This is a genomic window from Kitasatospora sp. NPDC036755 (assembly GCF_040636595.1).
Classification (GTDB): domain Bacteria; phylum Actinomycetota; class Actinomycetes; order Streptomycetales; family Streptomycetaceae; genus Kitasatospora.
Genome location: NZ_JBEZUT010000174.1, coordinates 1 through 18,462 on the forward strand (window position 1 = coordinate 1; position 18,462 = coordinate 18,462).

General features: G+C 74.2%; 14 protein-coding genes. 7 read left to right on the forward strand and 7 right to left on the reverse strand.

All coding sequences use genetic code 11. The annotated features are described in order from the left end of the window. Positions 1 to 207: 207 nt before the first annotated feature. Both AB0E96_RS24440 and AB0E96_RS24445 read right to left on the reverse strand, forming a co-directional pair. Entirely contained in the window at positions 208 to 1,029 is an 822-nt protein-coding gene (locus tag AB0E96_RS24440; protein ID WP_359827333.1) for a leucyl/phenylalanyl-tRNA--protein transferase, read from the reverse strand. Continuing rightward, a complete protein-coding gene (locus AB0E96_RS24445; protein WP_359827335.1) occupies positions 1,026 to 4,436 on the reverse strand; it encodes an amino acid adenylation domain-containing protein in 3,411 nt (1,136 codons plus the stop codon). The genes AB0E96_RS24440 and AB0E96_RS24445 overlap by 4 nt, the downstream gene beginning before the upstream one ends. A gap of 230 nt (positions 4,437 to 4,666) precedes the next feature. Between AB0E96_RS24445 and AB0E96_RS24450 the strand changes: the two genes are divergently transcribed. Further along, positions 4,667 to 7,930: an EAL domain-containing protein gene (locus AB0E96_RS24450; protein WP_359827336.1), complete on the forward strand. Its 3,264-nt coding sequence runs from the start codon at positions 4,667 to 4,669 to the stop codon at positions 7,928 to 7,930. Here AB0E96_RS24450 and AB0E96_RS24455 read toward each other — a convergent pair. Continuing rightward, positions 7,915 to 8,175, reverse strand: a complete 261-nt coding sequence (locus AB0E96_RS24455; protein WP_359827338.1) for a helix-turn-helix transcriptional regulator — start codon at positions 8,173 to 8,175, stop codon at positions 7,915 to 7,917. The two genes, AB0E96_RS24450 and AB0E96_RS24455, sit on opposite strands and share 16 nt — an antisense overlap. A gap of 110 nt (positions 8,176 to 8,285) precedes the next feature. Beyond that, positions 8,286 to 8,597 carry a helix-turn-helix domain-containing protein gene (locus tag AB0E96_RS24460; RefSeq protein ID WP_359827340.1) on the reverse strand — a complete coding sequence of 104 codons (312 nt, stop codon included), beginning with the start codon at positions 8,595 to 8,597 and terminating at the stop codon, positions 8,286 to 8,288. Positions 8,598 to 8,846: 249 nt separating this feature from the next. Between AB0E96_RS24460 and AB0E96_RS24465 the strand changes: the two genes are divergently transcribed. Then, positions 8,847 to 10,328, forward strand: a complete 1,482-nt coding sequence (locus AB0E96_RS24465; RefSeq protein ID WP_359827352.1) for an MFS transporter — start codon at positions 8,847 to 8,849, stop codon at positions 10,326 to 10,328. Positions 10,329 to 10,387: 59 nt separating this feature from the next. Here the strand turns inward: AB0E96_RS24465 and AB0E96_RS24470 are convergent, their stop codons facing one another. After that, a complete protein-coding gene (locus AB0E96_RS24470; RefSeq protein ID WP_359827342.1) occupies positions 10,388 to 12,196 on the reverse strand; it encodes an alpha/beta fold hydrolase in 1,809 nt (602 codons plus the stop codon). A 144-nt stretch (positions 12,197 to 12,340) separates the two neighbouring features. After that, positions 12,341 to 13,192, reverse strand: coding sequence for a helix-turn-helix transcriptional regulator (locus tag AB0E96_RS24475; RefSeq protein ID WP_359827343.1), 852 nt, complete (start codon positions 13,190 to 13,192; stop codon positions 12,341 to 12,343). Positions 13,193 to 13,472: 280 nt separating this feature from the next. Between AB0E96_RS24475 and AB0E96_RS24480 the strand changes: the two genes are divergently transcribed. Next, on the forward strand, positions 13,473 to 14,579 hold the full coding sequence (locus AB0E96_RS24480) for a hypothetical protein (RefSeq protein WP_359827344.1): 1,107 nt from the start codon (positions 13,473 to 13,475) through the stop codon (positions 14,577 to 14,579). Between the two features lie 24 nt (positions 14,580 to 14,603). Beyond that, complete coding sequence (locus tag AB0E96_RS24485) at positions 14,604 to 15,470, forward strand: DUF3592 domain-containing protein (RefSeq protein ID WP_359827345.1); 867 nt, start codon at positions 14,604 to 14,606, stop codon at positions 15,468 to 15,470. 103 nt (positions 15,471 to 15,573) lie between these two features. On the opposite strand, the gene AB0E96_RS24490 is transcribed toward AB0E96_RS24485, so the two are convergent. Continuing rightward, the gene (locus AB0E96_RS24490) at positions 15,574 to 15,957 is read right to left on the reverse strand and encodes a VOC family protein (RefSeq protein WP_359827346.1); all 384 of its coding nucleotides are present in this window, start codon (positions 15,955 to 15,957) and stop codon (positions 15,574 to 15,576) included. Between the two features lie 230 nt (positions 15,958 to 16,187). On the opposite strand from AB0E96_RS24490, the gene AB0E96_RS24495 reads away from it, so the two are divergent. From AB0E96_RS24495 to AB0E96_RS24505, 3 genes are all read left to right on the forward strand, one after another. Next, entirely contained in the window at positions 16,188 to 16,529 is a 342-nt protein-coding gene (locus AB0E96_RS24495; RefSeq protein ID WP_359827348.1) for an Ig-like domain-containing protein, read from the forward strand. 443 nt (positions 16,530 to 16,972) lie between these two features. Next, a complete protein-coding gene (locus tag AB0E96_RS24500; protein ID WP_359827349.1) occupies positions 16,973 to 17,491 on the forward strand; it encodes an RICIN domain-containing protein in 519 nt (172 codons plus the stop codon). Positions 17,492 to 17,557: 66 nt separating this feature from the next. Further along, positions 17,558 to 18,376, forward strand: a complete 819-nt coding sequence (locus AB0E96_RS24505; RefSeq protein ID WP_359827351.1) for a methyltransferase domain-containing protein — start codon at positions 17,558 to 17,560, stop codon at positions 18,374 to 18,376. Positions 18,377 to 18,462 lie beyond the last annotated feature (86 nt).

An 18,462-nucleotide genomic window follows, 5' to 3' on the forward strand; every position in this document is an offset into this window, starting at 1 on the left:
GGTGGCGGCGGCCGGTGCGACACCGGCCTGGGAGGAGCCGGGGCTGGTCGGCCCGCACGCGGCGGCCCCGGCGAGGACGAGGGTGAGGACGGCGGGGCCGGCGGCCCTGCCTATGGAGCGCTTGAACACGCGGCGTCATGTTACTGACGGGGAATAAGTTTGTCGAAGTCGCGCCAAAAAGCCCCGACGAATAGGTTTAACAACAGGTCAGGACGGTCGTCCCAGCCGCGCTGCCGACAGCGGCGCCCCGTCGGGGATGACGGCCCCGACCTCGCCCGACAGCTCCGCGAGGTAGCGCGAGCGCGCCATCGGCTCGGCCCCCAGGCTCCGCACGTGCGGCCCGTCCCATTGGGCGTCGAGCAGTCGGCCGCCCGCCGCGCCGAACCGCGCCCCGAGGTCGGCGACGGCGACCCGGGCGGCGTCAGGGCGGCGGTGGAACATCGAGTCCAGGCTCAGCACCGGCCCGACCGCGACCCCGAACACCCCGCCGATCAGCTCCTCCCCCTCCCACACCTCTCCGCTGTGCGCCGCCCCCAGCTCGTGCAGCCGCATCAGCGTCGCCGCCAACTCCTCGGTGAGCCAGACCGGTTGACGCGCCTCGGCGCAGGCGGCCAGCACCCGCCCGAAGGCCCGGTCCGCGCTGGTCCACCACGAGGAGCGGTTGCGCAGCCGCCGCGCCAGCCGGCTCCCGAGCCGGACGCCGCCGGGGGCGATCACCGGCCGGGGGTCGGGCGACCACCAGGCCAGCACGTACGGGTCCGCCCCGCCCGGCAGCAGCGCCACCTCGCCCGCCTCCACGGCGTCCCCGTACACCGCCTCGTTGTACGCGCTCGCGTACTCGTCGGCCGCCGGCAGCGGGAACAGCCCGTGCCGGTACGCCGCCAGCAGTTCCCCGGCGGCGGGCGGTCCGAGCCGCCCACCGAAGGCCACCGGCCCGTCCGCGGGCCCGTGGCGCACGTCCAGCACGCCGAAGGGGCTCATGTCCGGCGCGTCGAAGGGGCCCGCGTCCGGCGCGCCGGCGGGGCTCATGCGGACGCCGCCCGCAGGAAGCCCTCGCGCTCCAGGCCGGCCAGGTAGTGGTCGATCAACCCGGCTTCCACCGGGGGTAGTTCGATCCCGCTGCCGTCCAGCGCCGCGTCCGCGTTCGTCCGCTCGAACAGCGGGAAGACCGGCCGGAAGTACATCTCGCTGATCGACAGTTCCGACCCCGGCGCGCGGTCCACGAACAGCGGGACGAACGGCGCGATCGGGTGCGTCGGGTTCCCCGCGGCGAACCGGACCAGTCGCCGCACCCAGTCCCCGTACGGCAGCCGGGCGATCCGGTGGCCGCGCGCCCGCAGCCGCTCGGCGAGGTCGGCGAGGACGCCGGGCCGCGGGGAGGTGAGGTGGTAGACCTCCCCGGCGGCGGGTGCGTGGCCCGCGATGTGGGCGACGGCGCGGGCGAAGCGGTCGGCGGGGACGAAGTCGAGCAGCAGCCGCACGTCCGGGCAGGTCCCGCTGTCGGCCAAGTAGGCGATCAGCGCGCACAGTTCGGTGCCGGTGTTCATCACCCCGCCGGCGAGGTCCCCGGTGACGTCGTTGGTGCGCAGCACCGTGACGGGCAGCCCGGCGGCGGCCGCGTTGTGCAGCAGCAGCTCGGCGACCCACTTGCTCTCGACGTAGCCGACGCCGAGCCGTTCCGGGTGGGCGAGCGGGGTCCGCTCGGTGACCTTCGGGACGCCGGCCGCGCCGAAGCCCGCCAGCACGGCGAGGGTGGAGAGGTAGTGCACGGGGATGCCCCGGCTGTGCCCGGCGAGCCGGACCACCTCCCGGGTTCCGCCGACGTTGGGCCGCCTCAACTGGTGGTACGGGTAGAGGAAGTTGACCTGCCCGCCGAGGTGGTGGATCGCGTCCAGGTGCTCGGCCAGCCAGTCGAAGCGGCTGTCCGCCAGGCCGAGCCGCGGCCGGGTGAGGTCGCCGACCAGCGGTACCACCCGCCGGTCGGCCAGGTCCTGTCGCAGGAAGCGCTGGTGTGCCGCCCGCAGCCGTTCCAGCGCGTGCTCCTCGTCGGGCGCCCGGACCAGGCAGTGGACGCGCGCCCGGGTGGTGGCGAGCAGCGCGTGCAGCAGGTGGGCGCCGCAGAAGCCGGTGGCGCCGGTGAGCAGGATCTCGGCGGGGTCGGCCCGGGAGGGGGCCGGGTTCCAGGACTGACCGAGGTCCTCGTCGAGCCGGGCCTCCGCGAACCAGTCGAGACCGGCCTCCCGCTCGGCGCCCGCGGGGACGTCCGCGCGCGCCGCGTTCAGCGTCCCCGCGAAGGCCCGCAGGACGGGCTCGCGCAGCAGCGCCCGGGTGAGGGCGCGCACCTGCCCGACATCGATGCCGAACATGATCCGGGCCCGCGCCAGCATCTCCATCGCGAGCAGCGAGGTGCCGCCGAGCGCGAAGAAGTCGCCGTCCGGGCCGACGTGTTCGACGCCGAGCAGCTCGGCCCACAGCTGCCCGACGGCCGCCTCCACCGTCCCCACGGCTCCCTCCGCTCCCCCCGCACCGGGCACCGGTGCCGGGGGCGAGGGGCGGCCCGGCGCCGGGGAGCGCACCGGCGCGTGCGGCAGCCGCCGCCGGTCGATCTTGCCCGCCGCCGTGAGCGGCATCGCCTCCAGCGGCACGAACTCGGCCGGCACCAGGTACTCGGGCAGCCGCTCGGCCAGGAACGCCCGGATGTCCCGCGCCCCGCCGGCCGACCCGGGGGCGAGCGTGTAGTACGCCGTGAGCGTGCGGCTGCCGTCCGCCGCCCGGCCGTCGGCCACGACCCGGGCCTGCCGGACGTCCGGGTGCGCGGCCAGCACGGCTTCGGTCTCGGCCGGGTCCACCCGGTGCCCGCGCACCTTGACCTGGTCGTCGAAGCGCCCGAGGATCTCCAGCCGCCCGTCCGTCCGCCACCGCCCGGCGTCGCCGGTGCGGTACATCCGCTCGCCGGGCAGCGGCGCGTACGGGTCGGGCAGGAAGGCCTCGGCGGTGAGTCCGGCCTGCCGCCAGTAGCCCCGGGCGAGGCCGGGCCCGCCGAGGTGGATCTGGCCCTTCTCCCCGGGCCGGACGGGCCGCAGCCGGGCGTCCAGCACGTGCACCCGTACCCCGGGCAGCGGCCGCCCGATCGGCACGGGCGCCGCGGCGCCGCCGCCCGCCCCGCCGTTTCCGCTGCCGGCTCCGGCTCCGGCTCCGGCTCCGAGCAGTTCCGGCGTGACCTCGCAGAGCGTCGAGGTGACGGCCGCCTCGGTGACCCCGTACGCGTTGAGCAGCCGGGCGCCCGGCAGCCGGTCCAGGCAGTGCCGGCAGTCCGCGGCGTGCACGGCGTCCCCGCCGACCACGACCAGCCGCAGCCCCTCGGGGCCCGGTCCGCCGGGCGGGAGCAGGTCGAGCAGGTGGTGCCAGTAGGCGGGGGTGAAGTCGGCGACGGCCAGGCCCAGCCCGGGCAGCCGGCCGGCCAGCTCGGTGGGCGCCCAGGTGCCGCCGGCCGTCCCGCCCCCGCCGAGCACCACGGTCGCGCCCGCGAGCAGCGCGCCGAGCACCTGTTCCAGCGCGGTGTCGGAGCCCAGCGCGGCCAGTTGCAGGACGCGTTCGCCGGGGCGCAGCCGGTAGGCGTGGACGATCCGGTCCAGGGTGAACAGCAGCGCGCGGTGGGTGACGGGCACTCCCTTGGGGCGGCCGGTCGTGCCGGAGGTGTAGATCAGGTAGGCGAGGTCGTCCGGGACGGCCCCGTCATCGCACCGGAACTCCCCGAACTCCCGAGGACTCCCGCTCTCCCCGGTCTCGCCCGCCTCCCCGGACCGGCCGGCCTCCGGCCCGAGCACCGGCACCCGGGCTCCGGTCTCCGCCGGGAACCTCCCGTCACCCTCCGCGACCACCACCCGCGCCCCGCAGTCCTCCACCAGCCGGGCCAGCCGCCGGGGCGGGTGGCCCGGATCCAGCGGCAGGAAGGCCCCGCCGGCCTTGAGCACGGCCAGCCAGGCGGTCACCAGCCCCACCCCGCGCTCCAGGCAGACCGGCACCACCCGCTCCGGGCCGGTCCCGCGCGCCCGCAGCACGGTGGCCAACCGGTCGCTGCGCAGGTCGAGTTCGCGGTAGCTCAGGGTGGCGCCCTCGGCGACGACGGCGACCGCGTCCGGGTCGTGCGCCGCTCGCGCGCGGAACAACCCGTGCACCGTGTCCGCGAATCCGGCCGCCGCCCGCCGCACCGGGGTGCCGTCGGGGTAGCCGAGTTCGGCCGGGCGCCACTCGCGCTCCACCCACTCCCGGCAGTCGGCCCGTCCGGCCGGCCCGTGGACCTGCCGCCAGCCGGCCGGGACGGTCAAGTCGCCCGGCCAGATCGCGTACTGACCGTCGTCGTTGCGGACCACGGCGTGACGGCCGGAGCTCACATCCGCTCGTACGCCCTGTGCGCTGTCTACTGCGTCGTCCACCGGCTTGACCTCGTGCTGTGGCGGCAGAATGCTGGGGAGTGCGACATTTCCGACTATACGCACTCATGCCCCGTCGAGGACGTCCGGTCGCACCCCCACCGGGCGCCCCAGTGGTGCGCGCAGGCGCGCACCCGCCCCACCCGGGCCGGCCCCCGCGCCCCGCCCGTCCCGTCCTCACCCGAACTCCCCCGCCCGACCGGCGGGGTGATGTCGCGGAGGAGGTAGCCTCCTTGACTCGCCGGCGACAACGCCTGATGGTCTGTTACCTGTTCTGGATGGTGCTGTTCACCGGCATCTACTACGCGAATCCCGGCCAGCGGATCATCTGGTGGACGGGCATCGGCCTGGGCGGCGTCGCCGCCATCGTGGTCGGCGTCCGTCTCAACCGGCCCGCCCACGCACGGTTCTGGTACGTGCTGGCGCTCGCCAACCTCAGTTTCACCGTGGGCGAGGTGGTGCAGGCCGTCCAGCTGGACATCCTGCACCTGCCCAATCCGTTCCCGTCCGTCGCGGACGGCTTCTACCTCGCCGAGTACGTGCTGTACGCGATCGGCGTGCTGGGCTTCATCCGCTGGCGCACGGCCCGTCAGGACCGCGCCGGGCTGCTCGACGCCCTCATCCCCACCATCGGGCTGGCCCTGCTCGCCTGGATCTACCTGATCCTCCCGTACGCCCGGAACCCGGACCTGGACTGGTTCCAGAAGGCCGTCTCGATCGCCTACCCGCTCGGCGACGTGGTCGTGCTCGCCCTGCTGCTGCGGCTGCTGACCCCGCGCGGCGGCGGCTCCCGGGCGCTGCGGCTGCTCGCCGTCGGCTCGCTCGGCATCATGGTCTCCGACGTGCTGTACGGGCTGATCCAGCTGCACGGCACCTGGCACATCGGCACGCCCGTCGAGCTCGGCTGGGCCGCCTTCTACACGGCCTGGGGCGCGGCGGCGCTGCACCCGTCGATGGTCGAACTGACCCGGCCGGTGCCCACCCAGCAGCCGGACCTCAGCCCCGCCCGGCTGGTCCTGCTCACCCTCGCCTCGCTGATCGCCCCGGCGATCCTGATCATCGAGGCGCTGGCCGGCAACACCAGCAACGCGGGCGTGATCGGCGCCTTCTCCGCCCTGCTGTACCTGCTGGTGCTGGCCCGGCTGGCAGTGGTGGTCTCCGCCCGCCGGCAGGCCGTCGCCCGTGAGCGGACACTGCGCGAGGCGGGCGCCCGGCTGACCGCCGCCGTCACGGTGGAGGAGGTCGCGGACGCCGCCCAGTCCGCCGCCTCCACACTGATGCCGGCCGAGGCCGGGCACGTCGCCCTGCTCGCGGTGACCGAGGACGGCGTGCTGCACGTCCGGCACGCCGGGAGCGGCTCCGCCCGGCAGGTGCCGGGGGACATCGCACCGTCCGACCAGGTGCTCCGGCTCGCCGCCTCCCGGGAGACCCTGCTGCTGCCGGTGGCCTCCCTGGGCCTGGCCGCCGCCGACGCTCCCGGCCCCGCGCAGACGGGTGACACGAAGGCGGCCGACACGAAGACGGGCACCACGAAGGCGAGCACCACGAAACCGCCCGGCACGAGGCCCGCCCCCAGGCCCGGTCCCGCCCGGCCCGGCGGCATGCCGTACGCCCTGGTCTGTCCGCTGACCCTCGCCGAGCGGCCCTCCGGCGACCCGCTGATCGGCGCGCTCATCGTCACCGGCACCGAGCAGGAGCTGACCAGCCTGTGGAGCTCGCTGGAGATCCTCGCCGCCCAGGCGGCCCTCGCCGTCGAGCGGGTGGTGCTCAGCCGGGAGGTCACCCGCCGCAACAGCGAGCTGTACTTCCGCACCCTGGTGCAGAACGCCAGCGACGTCATCCTGATCCTCGACGCCGACGACGGCGTCCGCTACGCCTCCCCGTCCGCCGAGACGGTGCTCGGCCGCCCGGACCTGACCGGCACCCTGCTGACCGACCTGGTCCCGCCCGAGGACAGCAGGGAGGTCGGCAAGGCGCTGGCCCGGATGCGCGAGGCGGCCGACCCGCCCCGGGACGAGCAGCCGCGCGAGCACTGGCGGCTGCTGCGCCAGGACCGCACCCCGATCGAGGCCGAGGTCCGCTTCAACGACCTGCGCGCGGACCCGACCGTCGGCGCCCTCGTGCTCACCCTTCGCGACGTGACCGAGCAGCGGCAGATGGAGCGCGAGCTGACCCACCGGGCCTTCCACGACTCGCTGACGGGCCTGGCCAACCGGGTGCTGTTCCAGGACCGGGTGGGCCACGCGCTGTCCCGGGGCGAGCGCAGCGGGGCGGTCACCGGGGTGCTCTTCATCGACCTGGACGACTTCAAGGTGGTCAACGACACCCAGGGGCACGCGGTCGGCGACGAACTGCTGGTCGCCGTCTCGCTGCGGGTCTCCACCGCGCTGCGCACCTCGGACACCGCCGCCCGGCTCGGCGGCGACGAGTTCGCCGTCCTGGTGGAGGACGCGAGGCGGCCCTCCGACGTGGACACCATCGCGGCCTCGGTGCTGGCGGTGTTCGCCGAGCCGTTCAAGCTCAAGTCGGGCGCGGTGCGGGTGACGGCCAGCATCGGCGTGGCGACCACCGAGGACAGCGTGGACGCGACCGAGCTGCTCACCCACGCCGACCTCGCGCTCTACTCGGCCAAGGCGGCCGGCCGCCGCCAGTGGCGCCACTACCGGCCGGCCCTGCAGACCGGCATGGTGGAGCGGCACGAGCTGAACGAGCACCTCGACTCGGCGATCGCGGAATCGGCCTTCCAGCTGTACTACCAGCCGATCGTCGACCTGCGTTCGGGCGACCTGGTCGCCTTCGAGGCGCTGGTCCGCTGGCCGCACGACCGGCGCGGCATGGTGCTGCCCGACGAGTTCATCGCCCTCGCCGAGGAGAGCGGCCAGATCGTCCCGCTCGGCGCCTGGGTGCTGGAGCGCGCCGCCCAGGAGGTCGCCGTCTGGCAGGCCGCGAGCTCGGCGGCCCGCACGGCCGCCGGCCGGCCGCCGCTGCGGGTCAACGTCAACGTCTCCGCCCGCCAGTTCCGCGACGCCGGGTTCGTGGACGTGGTCCGCCGGGCACTGGCCACCACCGGCATCGACCCGCACACCCTCGTCCTGGAGCTCACCGAGTCGGTGCTGATGCGCCGCGACGACCGCATCCACGCCGACATGGCCACCCTGTCCGGGCTCGGCGTCGGCATCGCCATCGACGACTTCGGCACCGGCTACTCCTCGCTGTCCTACCTGCGCGAGTTCCCGATCTCCCTGCTCAAGATCGACAAGTCCTTCATCGACGGCCTGGGCCACTCGCCCCAGCAGTACGCCCTGGTCGAGGGCATCACCCGGATCGCCGACACCCTCGGCGTCCAGGTCATCGCCGAGGGCATCGAACACCCCGACCAGCGCGACCTGCTCACCGCCATGGGCTGCCCGCTCGGCCAGGGGTACCTCTTCGCCCACCCGATGGACTCCCGCCAGGCCCGCGCCCTGGTCGGCGGGACCTCCTACGAACCGGCCTGAGCACTCCCCGGCCGCTCCGTGCGCAGGGCCCGCGACAGCACCGCGAGCAGCGCCAGCGTCGGCATCGCGTGCCCCGCCTCGACGGCCCGGACGTCGGCCTCGGGGAGGCCGGCGCGGACGGCGAGGTCGGGGAGGGTCAGGCCGAGGGCGGTGCGGCGGGCACGGACGGCCCGGGCCAGGGCGCCGGCCGGATCGCCGTCCGGGTGTGCGGGGAAGTCCTCGATCAGGGGGCGCGCCAGATCCACCGGAATCTCCTCATCGGCCTGCGGGGCGCACAGTCTGACACGGTGTCAGCCAGGGTCGGACCCAAGCGGAGGTCAAGGTTCCTTGACCTCCGCTTGAGCCTGTCCCGCGGTCAGGAGTCGGCGCGGACCAGGTCGAGCAGCCCCGGGAACCGCCGGTCGAGGTCCTCGCGGCGCAGCGTGGCGGCCCGGCTGTTGCCGCGGTCGACCTGGCGGATCAGGCCGGATTCGCGCAGCACCCGGAAGTGGTGGGTGAGGGTGGACTTGGAGACCGGGAGGTTGAAGGAGGCGCAGGTGCGCGCCGCCCCCTCGCCCTCCCGCAGCAGGGCCGCGACCACACCGAAGCGCAGCGGGTCGGCGAGCGCGCCCAGGACGGTGCGCAGGTCCATCTCCCCGACAGAGGGGTGGCCTTCGGCATCGGGCATCGGTTCCTCCTCCTCGAAGGTATGGGTTGCATCGTACCTCGACGCCATGGCAGCTTTAGGTTCGATCAAATCCGTACCTGGCCACCCCGTGGCCGGTTCAAGCCTGGAGTCACGCCCCCCTTGAGCACGCAGAGCGCACAGACCCCGCAGGCCACGCGGCCCGCGCCGTCCGGTGCCCCCGACCAGCGGCGGCGCCCCGTCCGCACGCCCGTCCTCGCCGCCGTCCTCCTCGCGGTCTTCGTCGTCCCGATGTCCATCTCCGGCACCGCGGTCGCCCTCCCCCGGATCGGCGCCGACACCCACGCCGACCTCGCCCCGCTCCAGTGGGTGGTCAACGCCTTCAACGTGGCCTTCGCGTGCTTCACCCTGGTCTGGGGCTCGGTCGCCGACGCCATCGGCCGGGCCAGGGCCTTCGCCGCCGGCGTCGCCCTCTACGCCCTCGGCTCGCTCGCCGGCGCCGTCGCCCCCGACGTCCTGTGGCTGGACGCCGCCCGGGCCCTCACCGGCATCGGCGGCGCCGCGATCTTCTCCTGCGGCGCGGCGATCCTCTCCACCGTCTTCGACGGCCCGGCCCGCGCCAGGGCCTTCGCGCTGTTCGGCACCGTCGCCGGGGCCGGCGTCGCCCTCGGCCCGTCGCTGGCCGGCGTGCTGGTGCAGGGCCTCGGCTGGCGCTGGGTGTTCGCGCTGCACGCCGCCGCCCTGGCGTTCGTCCTGCTCGCCCTGCCCGCGATCGCCCGCGCCGTGGCCGCCGCGACCGCCGCACCCGCCGGCGCCGGCACCACCGGCGGCGGGCGGATCGACGTCCCCGGCAGCGCGCTGTCCGTGCTCGCCATGGCGCTGCTCACCACCGCCATCGTCCAGGGCTCCCAGTGGGGTTGGGGCAGCGCGGGCGTACTCGGACTGTTCCTCGGCGCGGTCGCCGCACTCGGCGTCTTCGTGGCCGTCGAGCACCGCAGCGCCCACCCGATGCTGGACCTCGGCGTGCTGCGCGACCGCCGCTTCCTCGGCCTGTGCCTGGTGCCGGTGGCCGCCTCCTTCGGCTTCGTCACCGTGCTCACCTACCTGCCGAGCTACCTGACCGCCGTCACCGGCCGCGGCACCGGCTCCGCCGGGCTGGTGATGCTGCTGCTCACCGCACCGGTGCTGGTCCTGCCGATGCTCGCCGCCAAACTGGTCTCCCGCGGCGTGCGCCCGCTCACCCTGGTCCTCCTCAGCCTGGCCTGCCTGGTGGCCGGCGACCTCGCCCTCACCCTGCTCTCCCCCTCCGCCACCGTGCTGCTGCTCGCCGCCCCGATGCTCATCACCGGCGCCGGGATGGGGCTGTCCGCCGGCCTGGTCGACGGCCAGGCGCTGGCGCTGGTCGACCCGGCCAAGGCGGGCATGGCGGCGGGCTTCCTCAACACCCTGCGCCTGGGCAGTGAGGCCGTCGCCGTCGCGGTGTACGGCTCCGCGTTGGCCACCGCGCTCGGCACCCGGGTCGCCGACGGCATCGGCGCGCAGCCGGGCGCCTCCCGGGCCGGCGAGGTCGCCGACCGGGCGGCCGGCGGGGACCTCACGGGCGCCGCCGAACTCTCCGGCGCCACCGACCACCGCGCGTTCACGGACTTCCTCGCGCACGCCTACGACTCCGCCTTCCACTCCGTGCTGTGGGGCCTGGCGGCGGTCGGCGCGCTGCTCTCCGTCCTCATCGCGGTCCTGCTGCGCGGCTCCACGACCAGGACCACGGCCTGACGGCGCCGCCCGGCCCGCCGTCCCGAGGGCGACGGGCCGGGCCCGGTGCACCGTCCGGATCAGCCCAGGGGCAGCTCCAGCCGGGACTCGTGCCCGTTCGGCGAGCCGATGGTGGTGGTGCTGCCCTCCTCGCCCGTGAAGGCGTAGAGCTGGTCGCGGCTGTTGACGACCAGCGCCACCCGGTGGCCGTCCGGCACGTCGTACGCGACGGGCTGGAGCTGCCAGTCGACCGTGACCTCCTCACCGGGGGTCAGGCCGAGCACGGTGTACGGCTCGTGGGTGATGATCCGGGCGTTGCCGTCCGGGTCGACGTCGAACAGGTAGGCCACCAGGGTGGCGGCGTCCACGGTGCTGCGCACGGTCAGCCGGACCGTCGCGGCGCCCCGGACGCGACGGGCCACCCCGTCGCCGCCGGTCAGCCGGTCGGTCGACCAGACCAGCAGGTTCTCCCGCTCGAACTCGCCCAGGACGTACTTCCGGGGGTTGCCCGTCCACTCCTTCTGGCCGGTCTTGATGACCTCGTCCACGGCGGTGGCCTTGGTCTCCGGGCCGGCGGTGAAGCTCCGCGACCAGCCGTCGTTCTGCTTGTCGGCCAGCGCGCCGTCGCCGTCGCCGTTGACGCCGGTGAGGTACCAGGCCTCCGTCCCGGTGGTGACCTCCGCCCACGAGTCGTGGCCCTCCCGGCGGGCGGGCTCGGTGATCCGCTGCCCGCCGCCCAGCACCGGCTTGGTCTTGTAGGTGAACATGACCTGGTTGGTCACCCGCTTGCGGTTCGGCGCCTCGTTGTCGGCGCCCAGCAGGTGGTGGTCCAGGAAGTCGTAGGCCTCCCGGAGGGGTTCCGCCAGGCCGGGGAACGGCAGGTGGGTCAGCAGGCCGGACAGCCCGGCGCCCTCGGGCGCGCCGTGGTCGCCGATCCACAGGTTCAACTGCTTCGGCACGGTCAGCCGGTTGTAGAGGTCGACCACCGGGGCGACGGGGAAGAGGGTCTCGTGCCAGGTGTTGGAGATGTAGGTCGGGATGCCGCGCTCGTTGGTCCTGTCCAGGTAGGTCTCCGGCGAGCGCTCGGTGCCCCAGGCGACCACGTCGTCGAGGTCGCGGTCGTCCTCGAACTTGTCGAGGATGTCCCGGGCCTCCTCGTCGAACTTGTCGTCCCGTTCCCCGCCGGTGAAGCCGATCAGCAGCCTGACGGCCTCCACGTGCCGGGTGTCGTTGGCGTAGAGGCTGGTGGCCAGGTTGCCCCAGGTGCTCAGCGCGACCACGGCCTTGACCCGTCGGCCCTCGTCGTGCGCGGCGACCAGCTGGCTGATCCCGGAGCCGTAGGACATGCCGAGGAAGCCGACCTTGCTCGGACCGAAGTGCTCCTCCGCGTAGTCGATGACCTTCGAGCCGTCGGCCCAGTCCTTGGGGCCACCGACGTCGATGTGCCCCTCGGAGGTGGAGATCCAGCCCGGGAAGCCGAGGCCGCGCGGGGTGTAGGTCAGCACGTGGTAGCCGCGCAGCGCCAGCTTGAAGTAGGCGTAGACGAAGGGCAGCCAGCCGAGCGGGTTCCACCCCGCGGGCAGGATCACGACCGGGCGCCGCTCGTCGCCGTGCAGCTTGATGGTGAACGCCGACAGCCTGAGGTCCTCCTCGACGGGGATCCCGGTGACCTCGACCTCGGCGATCCGCCGCACCTGGGCCACCAGCTCGGCCAGCTCCGGCGGGAGCTGGACGCTCTCGTCTCCCTGGACGGCCGCCACCAGGGCGTTGCCGAGGTCGACGACGGCCTGGTTGACGGTGTTGCCCGGGCCCCGGAGGCCGCTGTCGGCGATCTCCGTGAGGGTCGCCTCGGTGATCGCCGGGATCGGCTGCCCACTGATACTGGCCATGCGAACCACCTTTTCCGTAACGGATACTGACCGCATCATGGTCCGGAGCGACCGGGCGCTAACTGATGGCCCGTCAGATTCCCTCGGATAGGTGGTTCTCGGTCGTCCTCCCTTGCCGATCACCGGACCGTGGTATCCGCGGCGTCACCCGAGCGCGGCGAGCGCCGATCCGATCAACGCCCGGGCCCGGTCCCCGTACACGGCCGCACCGGACAACTTCTCGAAGGCGTCCAGGTAGTGGGCGATCTCGCGGGGCCGGGTGACGGTCAGGCTGGCCGTGAGGGTCTCCACCTCCACCTGCTCGCCGTCGTAGACGCTGAAGGTCTCCAGCGGCCACACCTCCCGCTCCGCGCCCGCCGGGACGATCCCCAGCGAGACGGCGGGCAGCGCGGTCGCGGCCAGCAGGTCCTCCAGTTGCCTGCGCATGACCCCGGCGTCCCCGATCCGGTGGCGCAGGACCGACTCCTCCATCAACAGGGCGAACCGCCGCCCGCCCTCCCGGACGATCCGCGAGCGCGCGAGCCGGGCGTCGACCGCGTCGGCGACGTCGTCGGGAGTGCCGTGGAAACGGGTGATCGCGGAGAGCAACGCCGTTGCGTAGCCCCGGCTTTGCAGGAGTCCGGGGACGAGGGAGGAGCTGTACACCCGGAACACCCGGGTGCGCTCGAACAGCGGCACGTACGAGTTCTGCAGCCGGGTGAGCCCCGTGCGCTGGAGCCGCCGCCACTCCACGTACATCGACGCGGCGGACCGCGTCGCGGCGATGAGGTCGACCGACTGCTCCTCCGCCCCGCACAGCCGGCACCAGGTGCGGATGTCCTCGTCGGAGGGCGAGGTCAGCGCGTTGATGATGCGGGATGACTTGGACGGGTGCCAGCCGGCCCGGAGCGCCAGCTCCCGCCCGTTGAACCCGGCGTCGCGGCACAACTCCCGCAGCCGGTCGGCGACTTCCTTCCGGGCCGCTCGCGCGCTGCTGGACGGCATGACTGAGGGCATGGTTCACCTGCCTGGATTCGGCTGAACCGGACACTTCCCGCACGGTTCGTGCCGAGAAGCGTAGCCGCGCACCGCCGCCTCCCCCGAGTCGATTGCACATGGTTGCAAAGGAGTTGGAGGCCGAGCCGGAAGACGAACGGACGGCCGCGCGAAACCGGGAGCCGGCCGTGGTCCTCCGACGGGTCCGTCAACCGCGGTGATCGGCACGGGGACTTCGGAAGGGATCGGCCCGACCGCAAAGGTCTGTCGGTCGGCCCCTCCGCCCGGCACAATCACCGGTATGACGATCACCTCCGGCGTGCCGCCCACACGCAACACGCCGATCGCCCTCGCCCGCAGTCTCCTCACGGGCGGCGTCATCGGAGGATCGCTCGCCGGGATGGTCGTCGGCGTCGTCCTGGAGAAGGTGCCGCTGCTCCTCGGCGGCCTGGGCGTGCCGATCGGCTACGGTCTGCTGTTCCTCCTCGCCGGCCGGCCGCGGCGGGCGAGGGAGGCGGCCGTCGTCCCGCGGACGGCACTGGCGGTGGTCGAGGACCGGACCGTCCCCGGGGGTGAGGTGACCGACCGGGCGGTGCGGTTCGACCTCACCGTCGTACCGGACGACGGGCCCGCGTTCCGGGTGGAGGTCACCCAGGACGTCAACGTCGCCGACCTCCCCGACTACGTGCCGCGCACCGTCCTGGTGGTCCGCTACCCGCCGGACCGGCCGACGGACGTGCGGATCGTGAAGCGGCCGACCCCGGAGTGGGAGGAGCGGGCGGCCGGGGCCCGACTCGACTCCGCGCCCGAGGCGACCAGGCTGAGCGAGCCTCCCGAGAGCCGTGCCATCGGCTTCCTCGGGCTCCTCGGCCTGCTGCTCGCCGCCGCGGCCGTCGTGTTCCTGTTCCGCGCGGACCTGTTCGAGCAGCGGCCCGCCGACCCGCCGTCCTCGTCGGCGGCCCCCTCGGTCTCCTCTGCCCCCTCGGCCTCCTCCTGGTCGACCGAGGTGGTGACCGGCGGGTCCGGCACCGTCGTGCTCGGCACGGGCCAGTCCTTCCTCGACGACGGCGAGTTGGGCCGGTCGATCGACTCCGTGACCCGGAACGGCGAGTACGGCCCGGTGACCACCCTCCAGGTGACGGACAACCTGCTGGCGGTGACGTTCTCCTCGGCCGGTACGAAGGCCCGCGAGTTCGATCCGAAGTCGCTGCCCTACGAGCGGTTCCCCGCCCTGGTCGAGGAGGCCAGGACCACCCTCGGCGTCCACGCCCCGCAGGCCTGGAGCATCACGGTCCTCCGCACCGACGGCCCCGTCACCATCACGGTCAGCGTGACCGGGCCCGGGGGCGCCGCCGTGCTGGAGGCGGACGGGCAGGGCCGGGTGCTGCGGCGCACCTCGGCACACTGAACCACGGACAGGAACGGGACCCACATGGACTGGCACGGAGTTCTGGCGCTGTGGTGCGGGGTGTTCGGCCTCGTCGCGCTGGTCGGGTACGGGCGGTCGCTGGCCGGCCTGACCCGGGCGCAGCGGACGGTACGGGTGACGGGGCGGATCGAACGGGTGCGGGAGCCGCGGAACGGGAGCTCGCAGAAGGACGGGATCGCGGTGGTCGTCCGCTTCCGGGATCCCTCCACCGGCGAGGAGTTCGTCGTCACGAACGACACCGGGACCGGCGACCGGATCACCACGGCCTGGGTCGGCCGGGAGGTCGGAGTCCGCTACCCGCCGGGGCGGCCGCACGCCTACCGGTTCACCTCCGGCCTCCAGGACGGCGGGCGCGGGCTCGGCTGGCCGAACTCCGCGGTGCTGCTGATCTACGTCGGGCTGGTGGTCGTCGCCTCGATCGACTGGGGCTGGCCGTGGGCCCTGGTCGCGGTCTGCGGTCCGCTCACCGTCCTCACCGCCCTCCACCTGCCCGGGGAGAGGCGGCGCATGAGGAAGCGTCTCGACGAGCTGGCCGCCATGGCATCCGCGCCGGGCCGCGTCATCGCCGTCCTCAGGACCGTCGAGACCGACGCGGACGGCGACCTCCGCACCAGCCGGACACCCGTCTACTCCTTCACCACCCACGAGGGGACGGCCGTCACCGGCTACGAGCCCTCCGGCCTGCCCGGCACCACCGCCGCGTACGGCCAGGAGGTCGTGATCCACTACGCGCCCGACGACCCGGCCGACTTCACACCGGCCCTCGCCGCCACCCGCAAGTCCGTGGAGGCCAACCTCGGCTGCGCGGTCCTGGCCCTCGTCGTCCTGGCCGCGGCGGCGGCCGCGGGAGTGGTCCTGCTCTCCCGATAGCCCGGTAGCGCCCGCCCCCGTCGCCCCCGGAGTGGGAAGTCGGCCCGGCCGACTTCCCACTCCCCCGCGCGAGGGACTGCTCGGCCGGGACGGCGCACGGGCGTCAGGAGTTCGTGACGGCCCGGTCGGAGTCGCTGCGCAGCACGCAGAACTCGTTGCCCTCGGGGTCGGCGAGCACGGCCCACCCCGTGCCGTCGGGGTTGCGGTGGTCGCCGACGAGGGTGGCGCCGAGGCCGAGCAGCCGCTCCACCTCCCGGTCACGCGAGGTCTCGGGCCGCAGGCAGAGGTGGACCCGGTTCTTGACCGTCTTCGCCTCGGGCACCTGGTTGAAGTACAGCACCGGCCCCTCCGCCGGCAGCACCTGGGTCTCCCGGTCCCCCGGCCGACAGTCGGGGTCCAACGGCCGACCGGTCACACCACTCCAGAACCGCGCCAGCTCATAGGCGTCCGCACAGTCGATCGCCACGTTCTGCAACACCGAAACCATGCGCGCGAGTCTCCCCGATCCCCGCACCGGACGCCACCGGGTCGCGCCCGCTCCTCGCGCCGGAGGCCACCGGGTCGCGCCCGCTCCCCGCACCCCCGCCCGGGGCGGAACCGACCCGTGCGGAGCGGGCCCGCTGATGCCCTGGCCTGCGGCGATACGGCCCGGGTGCGGGCCCTCACCGACGTGCCTACGGTGGAGGTAGTAGCCCAGAGCACACGGGAGGTTACGTGATGACTTCCGAGAAGAAGCCCGTCCGGCTCACGGCACGCACGGTCAGCGGCCACGTGGTCGCCCACGCACCGATCAGCGGCGACTTCGAGGCCACGCTGACCGACGCGGACGGCAAGCCGATCGTGGGACGGCAGATCACCTTCTACAGCACCGCGAGCGGCCAGCGCGTCGGCTCCGCGACCACCGACCAGAGCGGGATCGCCAAGCTGAACTCCGGCTCCAAGATCCTCGACCCGGTCATCGTCGCCAGCACCCTCACCACCGGCTGCGAAGCCCGGTTCGAGGGCGACGACCAGTACCAGGCGGCGTCCGCCCACGCCGGCACGGCGGTCGGCGTGTAGTCGGCGCCCTACGCCGATCCACATCCGAGGAGCGGGAAGCCGGCCGGGCCGACGTCCCGCTCCTCCCACGCGGCGCGACGGGCGCCGGGTCGGTCGACCGCACGGGTCCGGCCGACGGCGCCGACCGACGGCGCCGACCGACAGCGCCGACCGACGGCGCCGACCGACGGCGCACACCGGCCATCGACCGGCGTCAACGTACGGTCCCAGGCGTCCTGGTGCTGCCATCGGAGCACTCGCGCCACTCGGGCCGGCGGGCCCGCGCCCCGAGCCCCGCCCGACGCCCCCGGTCGGACTCCCCCCGCGCCACTCGACGCCCACCCCTCACCGGCCCCGGATCCTGGCGCGTTCCGGCGATGACACCACCGCCCCTCCCCCGCGATCCTGGCCGGGCCCGTTTCCGACGTGGGAGGACGATCACCTTGAAGTCGAGGAAGTTCGGCGTGTTTCTCGGTGCGGCGGCCCTGGTGGCCCTGCCGATGGGAGGGGCGGCATCCGCCCACGAGGCGACCGGGAACGCCTTCCTGGGGTCGACACCGCTGGTGCAGAACGACCACAGCGGACGGTGTCTGGTCGCCCGGGGGTTCAGCGAGAGCAACGCCGTGCAGTTCGGCTGCGACTACACCGTGGGGACCTACTGGGCCGACCAGCACTGGACCTTCCTGGGACCGAACACGGACGACCTCCACCTGGTGAACGCCAACAGCGGCCTGTGCCTCGCCGTACGCGGCGGACTCAACGACGCCGTCGCCGTCCAGGCCCCCTGCGACTACAAGGTGGGCACGAACTGGCAGGACCAGCACTGGCAGGTCCGCTTCGACCCGAACGGCAACTTCCACTTCATGCTGGCCAATCACAACAGCGGGAAGTGCCTCGTCGTCCGGGGCTTCGACAACGACTCCCAGGCCGTCCAGTTCACCTGCGACAACGGCTTCCAGGACCAGTGGTGGCACCAGGCCTGAGCCGCTGACGGCGGGCCCGGCGGGGCGACGGCTGATGGCCCGTCACATCGACCTACAGTGACGACCGTGACCGACCCGCGCCCCACCTCGGCCTTCCACTCCGCCAACGCCGACCCGGCCGTCACCGACCGGCTGGTCACCGCGCTGGACGCCCAGGCCGCCGTCCCCGGAGTACGGCGGCTGCGCGCATGGGCGCACACCCGGCTCGGCGCGCGCCCCGGGGAGCAGGCACTGGACGTCGGCGCGGGCACCGGTTCGGAGACCCAGGTGCTCGCGACGGCGGTCGGCACCTGGGGCGCCGCCGTCGGCATCGAACCCCACCCCGGGCTGCGGGCCGTCGCCCGACGCCGCGCCACCGAGGCCGGCAGCCCGGCCCGCTTCCTGGACGGCGACGCCCTCGCCCTGCCGCTGCCCGACGGCGAGTCGGACGTGGTGTGGTGCGAGCGCGTCCTCCAGCACCTCACCGATCCGGCGGGGGCCGTCGCCGAGATGGCCCGGGTCCTGCGCCCGGGCGGTCGGGTCGCGCTGCTGGACACCGACTGGTCCACCTTCGTGCTCCACCCAGTCGCCCCGGAGGTCCGGCCCGCGCTGGCCGCCGTCGTCCGGGCCACCGCCGCGACCCCGGACGCCGGACGCAACCTCGCGGGCTGGCTGGTCGGGGCCGGGCTGACCGTCGACCACCTCGACGCCGACGTCCTCCTGCACGACTCCCACGCGATCAGCCGCCCGATCGTCCGCGGCATCGGTGCGGCGGCCCTCGGGCAGGGCCTGATCACCGCGGAGCAGCGCGACCGGCTCCACGCCGACCTCGACACGGCCGCCGGGCACGGGACGTTCCACCTGGCGGTGACGGTCTTCGCCGCGATCGCCCACCGGCCGCGCTGACCGGGCCCGCCGGTCGGGCGCGATCTTCTCGGCGACCTTCCCGGCGTAGTAACCCGTATCGCCTTGGAACAGGACCGCACCGGTGG